The 17,001-nt window shown below is 34.0% G+C and carries 20 protein-coding genes and 1 riboswitch; of the genes, 11 read left to right on the top strand and 9 right to left on the bottom strand.

Annotated elements, in window-relative coordinates; genetic code table 11:
• Positions 1–102: 102 nt before the first annotated feature.
• The 7 genes from V7147_RS10375 to V7147_RS10405 all read right to left on the bottom strand — a co-directional run bounded on the left by V7147_RS10375 (position 103) and on the right by V7147_RS10405 (position 6,585).
• Positions 103–945, bottom strand: coding sequence for a YitT family protein (locus V7147_RS10375; RefSeq protein ID WP_335367780.1), 843 nt, complete (start codon positions 943–945; stop codon positions 103–105).
• A 22-nt stretch (positions 946–967) separates the two neighbouring features.
• Positions 968–2,887, bottom strand: a complete 1,920-nt coding sequence (locus V7147_RS10380) for a BglG family transcription antiterminator (RefSeq protein WP_335367781.1) — start codon at positions 2,885–2,887, stop codon at positions 968–970.
• Between the two features lie 65 nt (positions 2,888–2,952).
• Entirely contained in the window at positions 2,953–3,771 is an 819-nt protein-coding gene (locus V7147_RS10385) for a PTS system mannose/fructose/sorbose family transporter subunit IID (RefSeq protein ID WP_335367782.1), read from the bottom strand.
• Complete coding sequence (locus V7147_RS10390; RefSeq protein ID WP_335367783.1) at positions 3,764–4,546, bottom strand: PTS mannose/fructose/sorbose/N-acetylgalactosamine transporter subunit IIC; 783 nt, start codon at positions 4,544–4,546, stop codon at positions 3,764–3,766. Before V7147_RS10390 ends, V7147_RS10385 begins: the two co-directional genes overlap by 8 nt.
• A 24-nt stretch (positions 4,547–4,570) precedes the next feature.
• Positions 4,571–5,056 (bottom strand): PTS system mannose/fructose/N-acetylgalactosamine-transporter subunit IIB, encoded by a 486-nt coding sequence (locus tag V7147_RS10395; protein WP_335367784.1) that lies wholly within the window; start codon positions 5,054–5,056, stop codon positions 4,571–4,573.
• A 16-nt stretch (positions 5,057–5,072) separates the two neighbouring features.
• A complete protein-coding gene (locus tag V7147_RS10400) occupies positions 5,073–5,501 on the bottom strand; it encodes a PTS sugar transporter subunit IIA (RefSeq protein ID WP_335367785.1) in 429 nt (142 codons plus the stop codon).
• 25 nt (positions 5,502–5,526) lie between these two features.
• A complete protein-coding gene (locus V7147_RS10405; RefSeq protein WP_335367786.1) occupies positions 5,527–6,585 on the bottom strand; it encodes an SIS domain-containing protein in 1,059 nt (352 codons plus the stop codon).
• A gap of 357 nt (positions 6,586–6,942) precedes the next feature.
• Between V7147_RS10405 and V7147_RS10410 the strand changes: the two genes are divergently transcribed.
• The 6 genes from V7147_RS10410 to V7147_RS10435 all read left to right on the top strand — a co-directional run bounded on the left by V7147_RS10410 (position 6,943) and on the right by V7147_RS10435 (position 11,971).
• On the top strand, positions 6,943–7,773 hold the full coding sequence (locus V7147_RS10410) for a hypothetical protein (protein WP_335367787.1): 831 nt from the start codon (positions 6,943–6,945) through the stop codon (positions 7,771–7,773).
• Positions 7,774–8,050: 277 nt separating this feature from the next.
• Positions 8,051–8,136: riboswitch (cyclic di-GMP riboswitch) on the top strand.
• Between the two features lie 445 nt (positions 8,137–8,581).
• On the top strand, positions 8,582–8,815 hold the full coding sequence (locus V7147_RS10415; protein ID WP_335367788.1) for a hypothetical protein: 234 nt from the start codon (positions 8,582–8,584) through the stop codon (positions 8,813–8,815).
• A 393-nt stretch (positions 8,816–9,208) separates the two neighbouring features.
• Positions 9,209–9,481: an HU family DNA-binding protein gene (locus V7147_RS10420; protein ID WP_335367789.1), complete on the top strand. Its 273-nt coding sequence runs from the start codon at positions 9,209–9,211 to the stop codon at positions 9,479–9,481.
• Positions 9,482–9,779: 298 nt separating this feature from the next.
• Complete coding sequence (locus V7147_RS10425) at positions 9,780–10,058, top strand: hypothetical protein (protein ID WP_335367790.1); 279 nt, start codon at positions 9,780–9,782, stop codon at positions 10,056–10,058.
• Between the two features lie 349 nt (positions 10,059–10,407).
• The gene (locus V7147_RS10430; RefSeq protein WP_335367791.1) at positions 10,408–10,941 is read left to right on the top strand and encodes a sigma-70 family RNA polymerase sigma factor; all 534 of its coding nucleotides are present in this window, start codon (positions 10,408–10,410) and stop codon (positions 10,939–10,941) included.
• Positions 10,934–11,971, top strand: a complete 1,038-nt coding sequence (locus V7147_RS10435) for a DUF4179 domain-containing protein (RefSeq protein ID WP_335367792.1) — start codon at positions 10,934–10,936, stop codon at positions 11,969–11,971. The genes V7147_RS10430 and V7147_RS10435 overlap by 8 nt, the downstream gene beginning before the upstream one ends.
• A gap of 169 nt (positions 11,972–12,140) precedes the next feature.
• Here the strand turns inward: V7147_RS10435 and V7147_RS10440 are convergent, their stop codons facing one another.
• Together V7147_RS10440 and V7147_RS10445 are read right to left on the bottom strand one after the other, a co-directional pair.
• On the bottom strand, positions 12,141–12,359 hold the full coding sequence (locus V7147_RS10440; protein ID WP_335367793.1) for a hypothetical protein: 219 nt from the start codon (positions 12,357–12,359) through the stop codon (positions 12,141–12,143).
• 20 nt (positions 12,360–12,379) lie between these two features.
• Positions 12,380–12,670, bottom strand: coding sequence for an ArsR/SmtB family transcription factor (locus V7147_RS10445; RefSeq protein ID WP_335367794.1), 291 nt, complete (start codon positions 12,668–12,670; stop codon positions 12,380–12,382).
• A gap of 657 nt (positions 12,671–13,327) precedes the next feature.
• Between V7147_RS10445 and V7147_RS10450 the strand changes: the two genes are divergently transcribed.
• The 5 genes from V7147_RS10450 to V7147_RS10470 all read left to right on the top strand — a co-directional run bounded on the left by V7147_RS10450 (position 13,328) and on the right by V7147_RS10470 (position 16,997).
• Entirely contained in the window at positions 13,328–13,795 is a 468-nt protein-coding gene (locus tag V7147_RS10450; RefSeq protein ID WP_335367795.1) for a VOC family protein, read from the top strand.
• 306 nt (positions 13,796–14,101) lie between these two features.
• Complete coding sequence (locus tag V7147_RS10455; RefSeq protein ID WP_335367796.1) at positions 14,102–14,599, top strand: DinB family protein; 498 nt, start codon at positions 14,102–14,104, stop codon at positions 14,597–14,599.
• A gap of 571 nt (positions 14,600–15,170) precedes the next feature.
• A complete protein-coding gene (locus tag V7147_RS10460) occupies positions 15,171–15,437 on the top strand; it encodes a hypothetical protein (RefSeq protein ID WP_335367797.1) in 267 nt (88 codons plus the stop codon).
• A gap of 88 nt (positions 15,438–15,525) precedes the next feature.
• Positions 15,526–16,341, top strand: a complete 816-nt coding sequence (locus V7147_RS10465; protein ID WP_335367798.1) for a lipid II flippase Amj family protein — start codon at positions 15,526–15,528, stop codon at positions 16,339–16,341.
• Between the two features lie 404 nt (positions 16,342–16,745).
• Positions 16,746–16,997 (top strand): hypothetical protein, encoded by a 252-nt coding sequence (locus V7147_RS10470; RefSeq protein ID WP_335367799.1) that lies wholly within the window; start codon positions 16,746–16,748, stop codon positions 16,995–16,997.
• Positions 16,998–17,001 lie beyond the last annotated feature (4 nt).

The raw sequence follows: 17,001 nt of genomic DNA on the forward strand, positions 1-17,001 counted from the left end.
AAGATTGAGGGAAGCAGTAAATTTTTTTGCTTCCCTTTAATAATAGATAAAATTAACTTTGTAAGTTTGATTGACCCTTAATTATGCAATAAATAAAATGTACTACTTAGCCATTGAAGCCTTATATCCCTTGCGCAGCATTTCTTGTACTTGATGTACTGTAACATATGCATTATCATCAATATCGTTAATTAGTTTTTTTAGTTTGACTAACTCTTGCCTGCTAAGAACAAGGTAAAGAACCTTTTTGTCGTCCCTGGTGTATCCTCCATGACCATTTAAAATGGTAATACCCCGGGACATACTATACAAGATCGTATCTGCTATTTTATCAGCGTGGTTTGACATAATGAGGACGGCTACTTGCTCATCCATACCGTCGACAAAAAAGTCGATGACCTTTGCGCCTAGGTACACGGAAATCAATGTATACATTCCTTTATCGATTCCAATCACAAATATAGACCCTATCACAACAATGATGTCAATGATGAGCATGGCTTGCCCAATTGTCAATCCGAAGTATTGATTTGCGATTCTCGCTAGTACCGTAGTGCCTCCGTTTGTTCCACCTGTACGAAAGATCATACCTAGTCCGATTCCAACAAGTAAACCAGCGAAAACAGCTGAAAGAAGGGTATCCTCTGTTAGGATACGTCCGTAGCTTTCTGTTAGATACAAAAGTAAGGAGGATGAGAAGATTGAGAATAGTGTATAATACCGTGTTTTTCGATCGAAAAATTTAAATCCTATCACTAATAGAGTTAAGTTTAATACTAAATTAATGAAACCCGGTGACCAACCGAATAGATAATGTGTAATAACAGTTAAGCCAATAATCCCACCTTCAGAAAGTAAATTAGGGATTATAAAAAAGTTAACACCTATTGCGAAAATAAGGCCACCCGCAAATATGACAAGCAAATCCGTTGCAATTTTCTTCATGACTCTTCCCTTATCTTTCAAGTTAATAATTTTGGATGTCTGTTATAAATACATCATAGTTCATATTGTTTATCAGTCTATTCACCTTTTTTCTATCCCTTGTCCAATTGGAGAACATATCGCATAAAATATTCAAATGCTGGTCTCCATCCCTTTTGGTTTTAATCAGGAATAACACCTTAATAATATCCTTATCCCAGATTGTTGGTGTCTTAAGTACTGCAATATAGCATACTGGTTTTCTGCAAATTTTATGAAGGTCTTGAAGATGCACGATGTTATTGCCGATTTCATGTGAAATAAAGGGTGTGTCTACAGCAGTATGTGGTTCAATAATGTTTAATCGTTTAAGATCGGCCACAATGTTCTGTAGGATACTTTCTTTAGTTTCTCCTGCTAATTGGAAATTTGAAAATTCAGGTTTAAAATATTTATTGATATCCAAATGATGGATTTCAAGTTTGTTAATGAGTTTACGAATTTGATCAATGTAATTTCCCTTCTCAATGGCTACCTGTGGAATTGGACGTGAAATTTTGATCTCATAGGAGGACACTAAAATATCAATATGGCTAATATGTTCAATCGCTTCATCAAGTGAATTATAGTTAATGAGACAATATGAATCGTCAGGAAAGTTTTCTTTTAGTTCATTGATATACATAATTGTTTCTGCTCGTCCACGTCCGCTTACTAAACATATTGTAACTTTTTGCTTCTTTTTTATATTTCGTAATGCAACATTGAAGTAAAGAACAAGGTATCCAAACTCATCCAAATTAATTTTTATATCATAGTAGTCTTCAATAATCTTCGCAGCTGAAATCGTAACCTTTGTGGCAAAAAGATATTTTTGAAGATTTTCATGCACAACAGGATTTCTGAGCACCATTTTATTTTTAATTCTTCGCACCATTTGAAGGATGTGCAGGGCTAAATATTCATTTAATACTTCGTCCAATGAAATATCTATATCAAAGTTATTTTTAATTTCGGTATAGACATCCTGTAATACATGATTTACTTCATCTAATCTGGTATATTTAGTGCCGGTTTTGTGTAATAACTGTTTACTTTCTAAGTGCATGCCAATATATGAGATATCACCATCAGTTAACTTAGTATCGAAAAGGACATTGATGGTAGTACAGAGCTTTTCGCTTGCTTCATATATATTGGGATATTCTTTCTTGATTTCATTCTTGTATTGTTTAGGTATTTCGATGGTATAACTGGACCTGCTTCTAAAAATCGTAATTAATACATGAATGGTTATATTCTTTATAGAAAAATCGGAAAGAATGATCTCGTATTGTTCACAAACGGTTCTTAATTGTTCTTCAATTAAAGGAATAATAGCCTGGTTATAACCCTCAATCCTGATATCAAGTTCCTTACTATTTTCAAAGGTCGTTTTATTATGAAAAAAATACTCAGCAATACAAATTCTTTTATTCAATTCGCTCCCTTGGATAGCGATTCCATAGTTTGCTTTAGATATTACATCTAATTGATAATTTGCAAGGATACGTTTAACTTCAGGCATATCTGTGTTTAGTGTAGAACGACTAACAAACATTTTGCTGGCAAGATCGTCTAATTTTATATAGTCTTTATTTATTAATAATGTTCGTATAATAAAAAAGATGCGCTCATAGTTATTTCGTTTAAACAAATTTAATCTTTTTATGTCTAGCTGAGCGAATAACTCTGTTAGATAGTCCTCTGAAGAACGATCATGATAATGTAACTGATACCCTTTATTAGGACTAGATTCTATGGAAATTCCATGGTTACGAAGTTTTTTTCTCAGAATAGTAATATCATTTTTAACCGTCCTAATTGAAGCCTCTACTACCATGGATAGATTTGCAGCTGTTCGTGTTTCTTGTTGAAATAGTTCATGTAACAAGAGAAGCTGCCGTCTAGTGAAATCTAACATGATCGTATCCTCCTAAAAAAATTACTGTAATCAGTAGATTACAGTAATTTTATCATAGTTGCTTTTTAGATAATGCCTAAGAGCGATCCGCCAATACCGATTGCAATGGTAATTAAAAGAATAGTTGTTGGCTTCATGCCTTTTTTCAATAAATAGTACATAAAGATTGTATAAAGCAATGGCAATAATAGTGGGAAAATCTGATTTAGATAATCCTGCATTGGTATTTGTTCTTCCCCAACTTTAAAAATGAGTGCGGACTCGAGTTTTACCATCGAGGCAGTCATCGCACCAATAACCATCAATCCGACTATGGTCGCTCCTTTGGAAATCTTTTGCATGATCCCAGAGCTATTCGCCTTGTCCATGATCGATGTTCCGAATTTATAGCCAAAGACACCGCCATAATATCGGACTAGCATATGTGGGACATTAAATAGTAATAAGAATAAAAGTGGTCCTAAAATACTGCCTTGTTGTGCTAAGGATAATCCAATCCCAACGGCAATAATTCTTATTGTTCCCCAGAATAGAGAGTCACCGATACCTGCAAATGGTCCCATCAATCCAACTTTTACGTTGTTAATAATATTTTTATCAAAGGAAGGATTTTGACTGGCTTCTTTTTCAAGAGCTGTTGCAACTCCAGTAATCGTGGTTACGATATGTGGAGTCGTATTGAAAATGCTCATGTGACGTTCTAAAGCTTCTGCTTGGTCCTTTTTATTTTTGTAAAAGCGTTTGATGGCTGGCCACATCCCGAGTGAGAAGCCAAGTGCCTGTTGTCTTTCATAATTGTAGGACGCTTCTAAGAGAAATGAGTTCCAAAATATTTCCCGCATTAATTTCTTTTCATCTTTGGTCAATTTCTTTTTCTCAGACATCGAATAACTCCTCCTCGTCCGCTTGTGCGTTAGTACCAGCTGCTTGTACATCTTTATCCTTTATTTCATAAACAATGACGAAGGCAAGTATGACACCAAAAAGGGTAATACCTAAGATTGGTAGATTCATATAAGCAAATAATGCAAAACCAAACAGGAAGTACAGGATATTTGTTTTCTTCATCATAGGTAGTAGTAATAAGGCAAAACCGACTGCTGGTAATAATCCACCTGCAACTTGTAATCCATTCATGATTACTTCAGGAATATTGTTTACAAAGCCTTCTACTGCTTTAGATCCAAATAGAATAGCTACAAAACCAACTACGAAATACATTGCACATTGAAGTAAGAGTCCAGCTATATTCAAAGTGTAGAGCCCTTTGACATTAGCTTCCCTTGCTAATTTCATGGCGAAGTTCATGAACCAGCTTCGAACAATAAATACGACAACCTTTAAAGATTGAGCTAATAATGCGATAGGTAAAGCTAATGCAAGCGCAACTTCTGCACCATTCCCACTCATAATAGCAAATGATGTACCGAGACCTGCTCCTACCAGAACATCAGGTGGGACTGCGCCTCCAACTTGAATGAATCCCATGAACACTAACTCTAGTGTTGCACCTACTAATATACCAGTTTGCAGGTCACCTAAGGCTGCTCCAACAATTGATGAAACAACTATTGGTCGAATGACCATTGGTGTACCAAGCATTTTTTCTATAAACCATAGAACTGCTAAGATCAAACCAATCATTAATGCTGTTAGCATAAATGTATCCCCCTTACTTAAAATTTAGAATGAAAGTTTATTTTTTAGATCATTGTAGTTTTTTGCATTTTCAGTTGGAACTTGACGAACTTCAATTTCAATCCCTTTTTCTTGGATTTTGTCTAAATAAGAGATGTCTTCTTTAGATACATACACGGCCGGTGAAAGCAATACTTTGTCATCGTGCATTTGCATTCCGCCAACATTTAGAACTGGTTTTTCATCAATTTTTTCGATAAATTCATAGGCTGCTTTTGGATTTGCAAATATGACAAAGACTTTCATAGCTTGAAGCTTAGGGTTTTTTACTAGAGTTGCGGCATCTTCTACTGAGCGAATGGCAAGTCTAACTCCATCCGGATTGCTTAATTTAAGCGCCATTTTTCGAACTTCATCAGTAGCAACATTGTCATCAGCGATTACAATGGCCTCATAGGATAAAGCTGATTTCCAGCTATAGGCAACCTGTCCATGTAGTAAGCGATCGTCAATTCTCATTTTTATAATCATGTTTTATCCCTCCATATTAAATATCAAAATCATCGTCTGAATCATTGTTAAGGTTTTTCACTTCATCATTTGCAAAGATAATTTGCTCTTTACAGCTATTGACTAGCACCTTGAGTTTAGCTTCATTGACACTATCATCATCCAGCATAATGGCCTCTAACAAAACTGGAAGGTTTACACCAGAAATAAGGTAAATATTTTCTCTAGTTAAATACCTAAGACTAGTCTGGTTAACACTTCCACCAAATAGATCGGTAAAGATTATCAACTTATCTTCACCTGAAATTTCTTCAGTTAGGAAGCTTTCTAGTTTTTCATTAAAAGGTGTTTCGTCCACGTAGGCATTGATGTAATGAAGGTTTTTTTGTTCTCCTAAAATTAAATTTATTGCGGAACAAATACCTTCTGCAAACTTCGCATGTGTTGCTACTAATATTTTCTTCATTTCTAAACAACCACCTTATTGTATGTTAAAAAGTTTTGTTAATGTAATTTACCACTTGTGGATATATGCCCCTGGTTAAATCTCGTCCTTTGTCCGTAGCGAGTAGGTAAGCAAGGACTTGGAAAAAGGTAATATACTCTAAACTACTAAAATACTTGCTTTTCGGATCCACATTGAAGTCAACGGATGGTGTATCCCCAATTAAATAACAGGGTGCAATCTCATTATTAATGAATTTGGCAATTTTTTCAGCTTTTTCTGAATCCTCACCTGATCGTTTTAGAATGAAATATCCAATGTTACCATCAAACGCATTTTGTGGTCCATGGATCAACTCTTCTAATTCAAAACTATTTGTAACGATTGGCAGCATTTCCATGAATTTAATATCCGCTTCTTGTGCGACAGGCCATAGATCATTGGTTCCAGAAAACAAAAAGCTTGATTTCCGCATTAATGAATATTTATGGTTTTTATACCATTCAAGAGTGTTTTGTTTAATCATAGGTAAGTTATCAATCATTAAAGAATAATCATCGGCAAATGTTTGAATATCTTCATCGGTCGCTTTGTTGTTACTTTGTAAAATCGATAGATATAGCCAAAACAAGGTTGCACAAGTTGCAGAATATCCTAATGTTCGGTAAAGATACTCTTCGTTATCAGATCCAATTTCAAGTGCTACATCCGCCAATTGAGCGATAGGAGTATCCAATGACTCCGTAAGGGAGATGGTTTGATATCCCTTTGATTTAACTAGTTTTAAAGATTCGTATACGAGCTTTGTTTTCCCACCTTGTGAAATGAAGATATATAAATTCTCATCACTCAGCAATGCTTGATTATAGTAATTAATAAATATATTCGGGTAAATAATCTCGACTGGTAAACCGGTTACATTTTCAGCGAAACTTTTTGTTGTAAACGCCGCATTGTAAGAGGTACCAGATGCAATGATAACAATCCTTTTGAAGCTAGAATGCGCTTTCAAAAGACCTTGAACTTTAGAGAGTAGCTTGTCCTTGTTATCAACGATCATCTGTAATTGGGTTGGAATCCGACTAATGGTATCCAGCATACTCATCGAATCACTCCTTAGCTGTTTTGATACCTTAATGTTAAATCCAATAGTCCTAAATATCCATATCCATTTTTGCACTATTAATGGTGCAGAAAAATGATTTAGGGGTGGATGGGGGACTGTTCCGAAGTTTACCTTTATTTTTCCGAGAGAGGGATAAGAGGATTGGTTCTTTTGTCTCTATGAAAAGAATCCGTTAGATTATGTGTTTTTATACCTACATATCCATCTTTTTGAATATTAGTTTGAAATTTACAGGACTTGGTATTACCATAAAAAGCGAAGCAGTTAACTTACTTAGGTCCAGTATTATAAAGATTATAATAAACTCAATTAAAATTATCATATGGAGGATTTACAATGGAAATCATTGAGAAATTAATTCAATCAAAGACAGGAGATATAGAAACCTGTGAGGATTCCTATTTTTTTGATCAAAATTTTGTTGCTGTGATAGATGGGGCAACAAGTGTCTCAGGTCGCTATTATGATGGGAAAACACAGGGACAACTAGCTACAGGTACTGTGAAACAAGCGATTGGTACCTTATCAGGTAATGAAGATTTCAGTGAAATCTTGGAGGTTATTAATACGTATTTTGAAACTTTATATCAATACATGGGGATTGCTGAAGAAGTAAAGACCACTTCCTATCTTCGTCCAAGTGCAGCCATGATTCTTTATAGTAGGCAGAGAAGTAAAATATGGATAGTAGGAGATTGCCAGTGCTTCTTTAGTGGAGACATTTACCAAAATATTAAACATATCGATGAAGTTTTAGCAGAAGCAAGGAGTGTTGTGGTTCAGGCTGAAATCATGAAGGGGAAAACAGTGGAAGAGATTTTAGAGGTAGGAGATTTTGGGTTTGACCTCATCAAACCTTTAATTCAAAAACAATATAACTTCCAAAATGCCGATCCGAATCATCCCCTTAGCTATGGAAGTGTAAATGGTAACCCGATCCCTCAAGAATTAATAAAAACTATTAAGGTTCCAGAAAATGTGACAGAACTCTCGTTGGCAACAGATGGTTATCCGAAAATTTGGGGGACTTTGGAAGAAACAGAAGCAGAATTAGCCAGAATAATTAAAGAAGATCCACTATGTATTTATGAAAACATGTCAACAAAGGGTATGGTAAAAGGAAATGTATCATTTGATGATAGAACCTATATAAGAATTAAACTGTAAGGATAAGAGTGCGTATCAGACTTTGTTATTTTTCCTTGCAAAGCTCTGCACCTATTAGTTTGCAAAAAACACCCAATAAAAAGTAGTCTATAACCTATGGACAAGCCTATAATACAAACATTCATAATTAGATCATTGAAAAGAAAGGTTACAACAATTTGTTCAGAAATTATTGTAATCTATTTGGTAATTACTTCACTTCGAATAAAATTTGTTGAAATTTAGCGAATTTTGTCTTATTCTATATAAGTCAAAAGTACTACATATAAAAATACTATACCGAAAAAGGCAAACTTATCGAAAGGTAAGGACGCAAAGCTACGAGCCTAAAGTTCTGATAACTATGATAGCCGAGTTGCCAAAAAATTTGTGAATAAATATATCGGTTATAGAAATAACCATTATTCAAATTTATCCACCATCTTTTTTGGTGGATTTTTTTATTAAAAACAAAAGAGTTTCTATAAATGGCTATTAAAAGAATCTTTATTAATACGAAAGAAGGTTGAAATAAGGTGAAGACTATCAGTAAAGAACAAGTTTGTTTTAAGTGTTAAGAACTAAAATCCGTTAATGACTTTTATGATAAAGGAAATCGCTTTATGAATTGTTCGGAATGTCGTAGGGCTAGATACAATAGAAAAAAGTCGCTTTAAATATTATTAAATAAAGTGAAACAAACAAGACAGTATGTTTAAGAATGATCAAAAACTCATATCCAACTGTAAATATAAATTAGTATGGTAGTTAGTTTAACAGATATTGGCTGCTCTAGCCTTGATTTTTATATAATAAGGAGATGTTTATCTTGACTGTGTTATTTGGAACTGTTGAATATTTCGAAAAAGAAATAGTGAACCAAATGTCTACTCAAAAATTGCAAAATTTGTCTGTTATTAAAAGTTTAGAATTTGCCTATTTATCGGTAAAAAGTGAAATTACGAATGTTTTTATATGCAGTGATATATTTCGGAAGGATTTATTGGTGAATATTGAAAAAGCATATGAAAAGGTTAGAGGTTCTATGGTTGGTGTTGATTAAAGGTTTTAGTTGAGCTTTTTGAAGGTGAATTAAAACCAAAATTGTATGTGTCTACAGGTGAAGAAGTAACCCCAAATATGGGAACTGCATAAGTCTAGGTACCCGTCTCCTTGAAGAGAGGGTTATTTTATTATTTGAGGTATTCTCTTAACTCTTTGGGATTCAATCCGATATTATAAGTAATGTAATATTAGAGAATATCGTAAAAGATGAAGTAGTTCCTGTTGTAAATGGATATCTGGATGAAGGAACTAGTATATACTGTGGTGATGTATTGAATAGGAATGATCAACATTGTTAAATGGACGAATGGTATTAACAGAGAGGAACTTATCCTTTTTGTTTATATAATATAAAAAAGTAACACTTTGAGGCATGAAAGGAGAAATACACATGAATAAGACAGAATTGATCAGTATTGTAGCAGAGAAAAGTGAGCTAACTAAAAAAGATTCAGCAAAAGCTGTAGATGCGGTTTTTGAATCAATCTCTAATACATTATCAAACGGTGATAACGTTGCTTTATTAGGTTTCGGCACGTTTGAAGTCCGCGAACGTTCAGCACGTAAAGGGCGTAACCCTCAAACTGGAGAAGAAATACACATTGCAGCAAGCAAAGTACCTGCATTTAAAAGTGGGAAAGCACTTAAGGACGCGGTGAAATGACTCTTTGAGCTCTAAATACAGAAGGGATTTAAGTAGTTTTCAAACTACAGTAAAATCCTTAAGTTCAAAAAACCCCTCAAAATATGTGAGGGGTTTTGTCTTTTTTGTTTTCAATTATTTATAATTCTTGCTACATATGTACTGATTTGAAATTTAGATTAAATGCACAATTAGTGTAACACCAGTTTAGAGAAGATATCGTACTAAAGGGGCGGGTTAGTTTAACAAGATAAATTGAAACTTAAAGGGCTTTCAATCTTAATTATTAAATTAAAGGGACTAATTAGGGAGGAATCTTATGATTTTCGTTATATTAGTGTTATACGGAATTATAGCTGGGTTTTTCATTTCAAAAAGAAAAATGAAAATGTCTCAAGCTGTAATACTAATGATAGCTTTCGCAATTCTTTCGAGTGTTGCTTTGGGTCAAAACTATACATTGAGTTTAATTCCTGAAGCTAATGATGGTATAGGGATTTCTAATTTTTTAGCTACATTTTTATTGCCAGCAGATGGTTGGACAAAGAATTGTTTTTATCAAAATTTGAATTATATCTTGGCATTTCTATCGCATTAATTCTCTTATATTTTATATTTGTAATTGTTGAAAAAATAAAATCGGATATTAAGACATAAGGCTTGTTGTACGAACGGGTGCAATAGTTGAAGATCGATGTTTAACTTCTGCTCGACAATCGGGCCATTTAATTGAGCAACAGCCTTAAAGAAAACTGGATATTCACAATAATTTATACGGAATATTACGGAAAATTATTTTTACCCCGTCATTATTTAGAACGGGGTTATTCGTGTTGTAGGTTTTGGAAATTAATAAACTTTATTGTCACTTTACAGCATTTTTTAATTATTTTGCAACGTTTCCACTTACCTATTCGACTTTATTGTGTACAGGAGGGGAAATTTAAATGGATATAGTTAAATTAGTACAAAAAGCAAATAAAGGTAATGATGAAGCATTCGAACAATTGATTAGTACTGTTCGCCATAAATTGTATCGGACGGCCTATTCATACGTTAGAAATGAACAAGATGCCCTTGATATTTATCAAGAAACAATTTATAAGGCCTACACTTCTCTTAAGATGTTAAAAAAACCAGAGAGTTTTCAAAGCTGGATTATAAAGATTCTCGTTTTTAAATCTATTGATTTTATTCGAAAAGAGTCCCGACATTTTACTACAGATAATGAGGAAATATTTGCTGAATTAATATCTAAAGAAAACATCGATTACATAGCTCATTCAATGGACTTATCAGAAGCCTTTAAATTCTTGGATCCCAAATACAAGACCATTATTTTGCTGAGGTATTATCACGATCTATCAATTAAGGAAATTGCCAAAATCATGAATTACCCAGAAGGAACGGTAAAATCGCACTTGAATAGAGCGCAAAAAGAGCTTAGGCCAATTTTAAAGGAGGGCTATTTTTATGAATAAAGAAAAGTTTAATCGATCTATCGATAACATAGACATACCACTTGAGAAGTTAGTTGCTAGGGAGAAGGCGGCTATGTACCTTGCAAAGAAAAGACGAAAAGTTGGAAGAACAACTAAGCATTCAATACTGGTTGCATGTGGATTATGTATCACCCTACTTGGCTCCGGGTTTGTTTCAACTGGAATGGCAGAAGCGTTATCCAATATACCACTTATTGGACCGATTTATAAGGATTTTAGAGACATTGCCTCTGATAAAATTGAAAGTGAACAACTTATGACGGTGATTGAAGAACAAGATAGCCATGATGGAATAACAATGACTGTAAAAGAAGCTGCTTACGATGGTGGCCGGTTAATCGTAACAGTAGTTTACACAGGAGAAAAAGATCTTTCACTAAAAGAAGAAATTGTCGGCTATAATTATATAACAATTAACGGACAGCCAGTCAAACCAGCGATTGGTTCAACAGGCCAAGATGATATAAACTCGAAAACAATAATTGAACATCACCAATTTACCTTATCAAATTATAATGAATACGGTGATAAAGTTGAGATTGCGGTGCATGGAGAAAATTTATTTGGATATGAGGGTAAGTGGATGGTGGCTTTCCCACTAAGTAAAATAAAAGGTGATATATCCGAGTTCTATCCGGAAGTGAAAGCAGAAACAGTTGATGATGTTTATACTTTAACAGCCGACAAAGTAACATTTTCACCTCTATCAACAAGAATAGATTTAACGATTGATTACCCTGCTGAAATGGATGAGAACGATACATGGCCATGGTTTAATTTTTCCATAGTCGATGATAAAGGTAATGTATATGAAGGACTTAAACTGCAAGAAGGTATGGCAGGAAACAACGGAAGACATATGGTCCTGACTTTGCCTCCAATGGATACTTTACCAAAGTCATTTACACTCAAGCCTAATAATATTGATGATGTAGGGCGAAGGAAAGAAATGAAGGAATTAGAGTTGGTCATTCCTTTGGATAAAAATCATAAAGAAGTTCAACATTAAATAATGTTGAAACTAGGTATTTAATACGGGAATAGCAAACGATCATTTTTGAAATCTCATTCTAGCACTTAATTTAACCCTTCCTTTCCGCTTATGAAACAGTAGTTCATCAACTAATTGAATGCAAAAGACGAACTCAAATAGAGAGTTCGTCGAGTTTGCATTTTTCTCATTCGACTTCTTTTAGCATTTTTTCAATGCCTGCTAATCTCTCATTTAAATCATCTATTCTATTTTGAAGTGTTAGAGTATTTTCACGTTGAAGCATTAACTGTTCATTTGCCCTTTTTTCATACCTTTTAATAGGCTTTAAGACAATAAAATAAATAACTAAAATAACCAATCCGATAAAAACTAATAAATTTACTAAACCCATTATTCCACTCATTAATGAACTCTCCTTTGTACTTATGTGTTTTTCTTTTTAAAGGTTAATGTTGGTACCAAATTAGAAATCACTTCCTCATTGATTTCTACCTGAAATGAATTAAGCATGTAGTATTTCGCTGTTTTTCCACTTTCTAAAATTTCCATTCTACTTGAAACCAAATTCGCCTCCTCAAGCTTTTGTAAGTGGAGATAAAGTAAAGGTCTACTCATACCTAACTCACGTGCCAACTCGCTTACATACTGTTGTCCTTCCGATAAAACCGAAATAATTTTTAATCTGTGAGGATTAGACAAAGATTCTAAAAACAAAAGCAACTCATCACCGTAATTAAAATGTATCATATGTAAGTATTTTATTACATGTGTAGAATAAAGGCAAATGCTTTTTACGATTGTGGTGTTTAGAATGAATAAGTGTTATTAAATGGGTGCGGTAATCCAAGAAGGATTATCGCTTATTTTTGTTGAAGTTATTATGCTAACGGTGGAGGTTTGTTGAGAATATTTATTATTAGAGGGAATAAGATGAATTTACGCATTGAACAATATGTTGCTATGTTACTGTTAATATCATTTGGATGGTTTTTTCTTATTACATTGTGGATGGATGGAACGAATGAACCTTATAGAGATTTATTACTTTTGTAGTAGTTCACTTTGTTATGTGGAAACTTTTTACTATAAAAAAAAACGAAAAAAACACTGAAAGCAGCGACAGGTTCTAAAGATATTCCAGCAGTTTGTTTTTATAAAAAGAATGGATTTCAAAAAATTAAAGAAGTCATCGTAAATGAACAACTATCCATAACCTTTTTTGAAAAGAAAGTATAATTTTTTATTGAAGTAACGAGTGCATTGCTTCAAGCAGCACTCGCTATTCAACTAATAGGCTAGGATTGTTGAGGAAAATATTCTTTTAACGGTAATTTTTAGATACAAAATTTCTATTTATAGGGGATGGGAGAAATGATAAAGGGGCTTTATGAAGCACATTTACCTGTGGAAAATTTGGAGGTTTCCATTGAATTTTATCGAAAATTAGGTTTGAAATTTGCTTGGCGTGATGAAGACACTGCATTCTTTTGGATAGAAGAAGGGAAGAGTTGGTTGGGATTGTGGGAAGGAAATGAATACCAAACTCCGTACCATCCATCTTTAAGGCATATTGCTTTTCGAGTCACATTTCAGGATTTAAAAGAGTCATTAAAATGGCTTGAATCCATCCAAGTTGAACCTGTTCCTTTTGGAACGAGAACATCAATTGAGCCTTTTGTAAGACCAAATCAAGGAAATGCTTCGGTATACTTTAATGACCCAGATGGAAATAGTTTAGAATTGATGTGTTATGTTGACGTTCCTAATGAATTAAAACATACTACAGAAAAATTGTCGCTCGAGGATTGGGAGAATTTAGTTAATAGTAAATTAAAATAATCAAGCTTACCTTTTCTATTATTGCAATTGTGTACCGCTTTATATTTTGGGGCACCACACGAACAATTAGGAAAATCATCTAACTTTATGGTGTAAAAGACAATGTTCAAGAATTAAAATGTCCCCTATAAAGTAGACACTCAAAAAGGTCTGCCTAAGGGTACTTTATTTATCATGATGAAGGAATAAAAGCTGGATGAGCCGAATAAGTCATAGTGATCAAGGTTTTGTTGTATTCTGAAAGGTCAGATTTTTCTTATCTTTTAACTTTGAAAGATCAAACTAAACAGTGAGGAGATTGGTTGTATGCAAGTTGTAACCAAAATGTTTGTAGAACAACTCGACATGCATTGCCATGAGAATGATTGGTTTGCATCCTTGGACCAGGCGCTTCATGGAGTAATCGCAGCTGAGGCAGCTTGGACAAGTTCGGGAATCAGCAATTCGATTTGGCAGATTGTCAACCACTTGATATTTTGGAATGATGACGTAATCCATCGAATTAAGGGCACAGAGAATCCGCATAAGGCGGAAGACAATGAAGAAACCTTTGGAAATCCAGGGGATCCAGAAGACGAAATTGGGTGGGCCGAGACAGTACAGCGCCTTAATGAAGTCATGAAAAAATTAAAAACGGTCATTGCGGACCTTGACGATGAAAAGTTAAAAGCTCCGTATGCAGCTAACAGGTACTCTATTGAGCGTTTACTAAGCCATATCATGATGCACGATACGTATCATCTTGGCCAAATTGTTCTGTTGCGAAAGTTGCAATCCTCTTGGGGTGGCGTTGATTGGTCCTAGAACACCATAATTCAGCGACCTTCCTCGCCCGGCAGTAGAAGCAGTATTGACGGTGTGAAGCCCTTTTTATTCTCTATGGTGAAGCAAGTGATTTTCCTGCTTTATGGATGCTAAACGGGTGTGTTAGTCATCAAATAAATTGAAACGTATTTGCAGAGTTATCTTACTATCGGGTGTGTTGATCTAAGAAGGATTAACCACCTTTTTTGTATTGAACAGACGGAGTTGGATAGTTGAAGTAGAAACCATTTTTAATATGGATCGTATTATAAATAAGATTCATAGCAAATAACTTAAGAGGTTCTTAAATGAAGCAATTTGAATACAAAGTGGAAAACATCCAGATTCAATTGTAGAACGGTATTGATTTTAATACAGTAATGACTAATAAGTTGAATTCGCTTGGCAAAGAAGGTTGGGAATTAACAGGTGTTAATGGCACGATTTTTTATTTTAAAAAAGAAATTTCTTAGTTTTTGTTTATCAAACTATTCATTTCTTGTGCAAACGGTACAGAATAGTGTGTAAAAAGCAGTAGTTTCTTTTGGAAGTATTAAAGGGGGGACTAGATATGGTTTTCTTTAATAAAGAAGATGTTTATATAGGATTTTCACTGGAAGAACTATCAAAAGTTAGGGCAATTTTAGAAAGGGAAGGCATTAAATACACCTATATAACTAATGACCCTTCAGGAAAATGGGTGGGGCCTGGTACATCAAGAGGAAATTTTGGAAGTTTCGGAATGGACAAGAATTACGAAAAACAATATGTTGTGTCTGTTAAGAAAAGAGACGCAGAGAATGCAAAATATTTTGTTCAAAGTGTTTTGCATTCATAAGGGTCGGAAATAAAAGTAATACATTTCTATCTTCGAGTTTATGTTAAAGTTAGGTTATTAAGATTCATTTGGAAAAGAAGGTAACAGGATGGAGTTTTTAACTGAAAAATTATTATTTATAGCTTTGTTTATTTTTATCATCCATTCGATAGAAACACTAGCTTATGCTGTAAGGTTATCTGGTGCAAGGGTTAAAATGATAGCCTCAGCTTTATCGCTATTTAATATAATGGTGATCGTTTCAAGATTGGCGAATATGATGCAACAACCTTTCACTGGGAGTTTAATTGACAATGCTCCAAAAGAGAATGCTTTGGAGTTTGTTGAAACTCAATTTCGAATTCTCATTGGTGCATCAACTGCTGGAACGGTATTTGGGATCATTCTGCTTCCAACCTTTATTGCTTTATTTTCAAGAGCAATCATACATTTATCAGAGGAGAGAGGTTCTGTACCTTTATTATTGAAACGGATATTTTCTCTACAGTACATAAAGCGTGCCATAACACATTTTAGTCTACCTAAGTTTACATATTTAAAGGATACAAGAGTTAAAGAAATGCCCATTAGATTATTTTTTATAAATATGGTCATTACGGCCATCTATACAATAGGTGTTTTATCCGCTCTATATGCCGCTTTATTGGCTCCAGAAAGAGCATCTACTGCAATTATGGCATCAGGTTTAATAAATGGAATCGCAACAATACTTTTGGTTATCTTTATAGATCCCAAGTTATCTGTAATAGCAGATGATGTTGTTAATCAACGAGGAAGTTATAATAAACTAAAGAGTATGTCGTTAATGATGGTAACTTCTAGGTTGTTTGGTACAATACTTGCTCAATTTTTGTTCGTCTGGGGAGCTAGATACATAGCTTGGTTTACAAAATTCATAGTGTAAATGATATCCAAGGGGCTGCTTTCCTTTAAGAAGGAGAAGTAGCCTTTTTGCAGAAGTTATTGTACAAACGGGCAGAATATTCGAATTCTAATTGGAAAATTAGATGTTGGTTTTATAAAAGGTGAGGGAGAAATATGTTTACCAAAGAACAACTTTTTTGCGCAACGGTGCTGTTTAGTGAAGTGAGTTGTTTAACTTGTGGTCAACAACTGAGTTATTTAATGCTTTAATTCTTTCAAAAGGAGAACCAGGTAAGTGAATAAAAGAGTATTTTACATAATCGGGTGGATTTTGCTATTAGGGATGGTTGTATGTGGATTGTATTTGGTTATTCGAGCTGGAACTCATTGTTACTTCCGTTAACTTATATTTGTTTTTCAATTAGTAATGGTAGGATTAAGAAATTGAAAAAGATAATACAGATGTCAATCCTACAAGTCTTTTTAATCTTATTTGCCTTTATAGTTTCGGTGGGTATTCTATTTGGAATTATTCAACTGGCTAATTTCTTGATTAACGATATGTTACACCTAACGGGAGGAGTAAAGACATTTAGCCTGATTGTTGCTGTTATTCTTTCGCTTTATCCTGTAAAGTTTACATTTTGCAGTGTTGTTCATAAAGTAACCAGTGATTTAAACGCAAAAGAGTTGTAGGTTC

The sequence above is a fragment of the Bacillus sp. JJ1521 genome (genome assembly GCF_036965165.1).
GTDB lineage: Bacteria > Bacillota > Bacilli > Bacillales > Bacillaceae_L > Ferdinandcohnia.

Bases quoted from the DNA above. Each gene is read 5' to 3' on its own strand.
- V7147_RS10375 (WP_335367780.1), bottom strand. From the start codon at position 945: ATGAAGAAAATTGCAACGGATTTGCTTGTCATATTTGCGGGTGGCCTT.
- V7147_RS10380 (WP_335367781.1), bottom strand. From the start codon at position 2,887: ATGTTAGATTTCACTAGACGGCAGCTTCTCTTGTTACATGAACTATTT.
- V7147_RS10385 (WP_335367782.1), bottom strand. From the start codon at position 3,771: ATGTCTGAGAAAAAGAAATTGACCAAAGATGAAAAGAAATTAATGCGG.
- V7147_RS10390 (WP_335367783.1), bottom strand. From the start codon at position 4,546: ATGCTAACAGCATTAATGATTGGTTTGATCTTAGCAGTTCTATGGTTT.
- V7147_RS10395 (WP_335367784.1), bottom strand. From the start codon at position 5,056: ATGATTATAAAAATGAGAATTGACGATCGCTTACTACATGGACAGGTT.
- V7147_RS10400 (WP_335367785.1), bottom strand. From the start codon at position 5,501: ATGAAGAAAATATTAGTAGCAACACATGCGAAGTTTGCAGAAGGTATT.
- V7147_RS10405 (WP_335367786.1), bottom strand. From the start codon at position 6,585: ATGAGTATGCTGGATACCATTAGTCGGATTCCAACCCAATTACAGATG.
- V7147_RS10410 (WP_335367787.1), top strand. From the start codon at position 6,943: ATGGAAATCATTGAGAAATTAATTCAATCAAAGACAGGAGATATAGAA.
- V7147_RS10420 (WP_335367789.1), top strand. From the start codon at position 9,209: ATGAATAAGACAGAATTGATCAGTATTGTAGCAGAGAAAAGTGAGCTA.
- V7147_RS10425 (WP_335367790.1), top strand. From the start codon at position 9,780: ATGATTTTCGTTATATTAGTGTTATACGGAATTATAGCTGGGTTTTTC.
- V7147_RS10430 (WP_335367791.1), top strand. From the start codon at position 10,408: ATGGATATAGTTAAATTAGTACAAAAAGCAAATAAAGGTAATGATGAA.
- V7147_RS10435 (WP_335367792.1), top strand. From the start codon at position 10,934: ATGAATAAAGAAAAGTTTAATCGATCTATCGATAACATAGACATACCA.
- V7147_RS10440 (WP_335367793.1), bottom strand. From the start codon at position 12,359: ATGAGTGGAATAATGGGTTTAGTAAATTTATTAGTTTTTATCGGATTG.
- V7147_RS10450 (WP_335367795.1), top strand. From the start codon at position 13,328: ATGATAAAGGGGCTTTATGAAGCACATTTACCTGTGGAAAATTTGGAG.
- V7147_RS10455 (WP_335367796.1), top strand. From the start codon at position 14,102: ATGCAAGTTGTAACCAAAATGTTTGTAGAACAACTCGACATGCATTGC.
- V7147_RS10460 (WP_335367797.1), top strand. From the start codon at position 15,171: ATGGTTTTCTTTAATAAAGAAGATGTTTATATAGGATTTTCACTGGAA.
- V7147_RS10465 (WP_335367798.1), top strand. From the start codon at position 15,526: ATGGAGTTTTTAACTGAAAAATTATTATTTATAGCTTTGTTTATTTTT.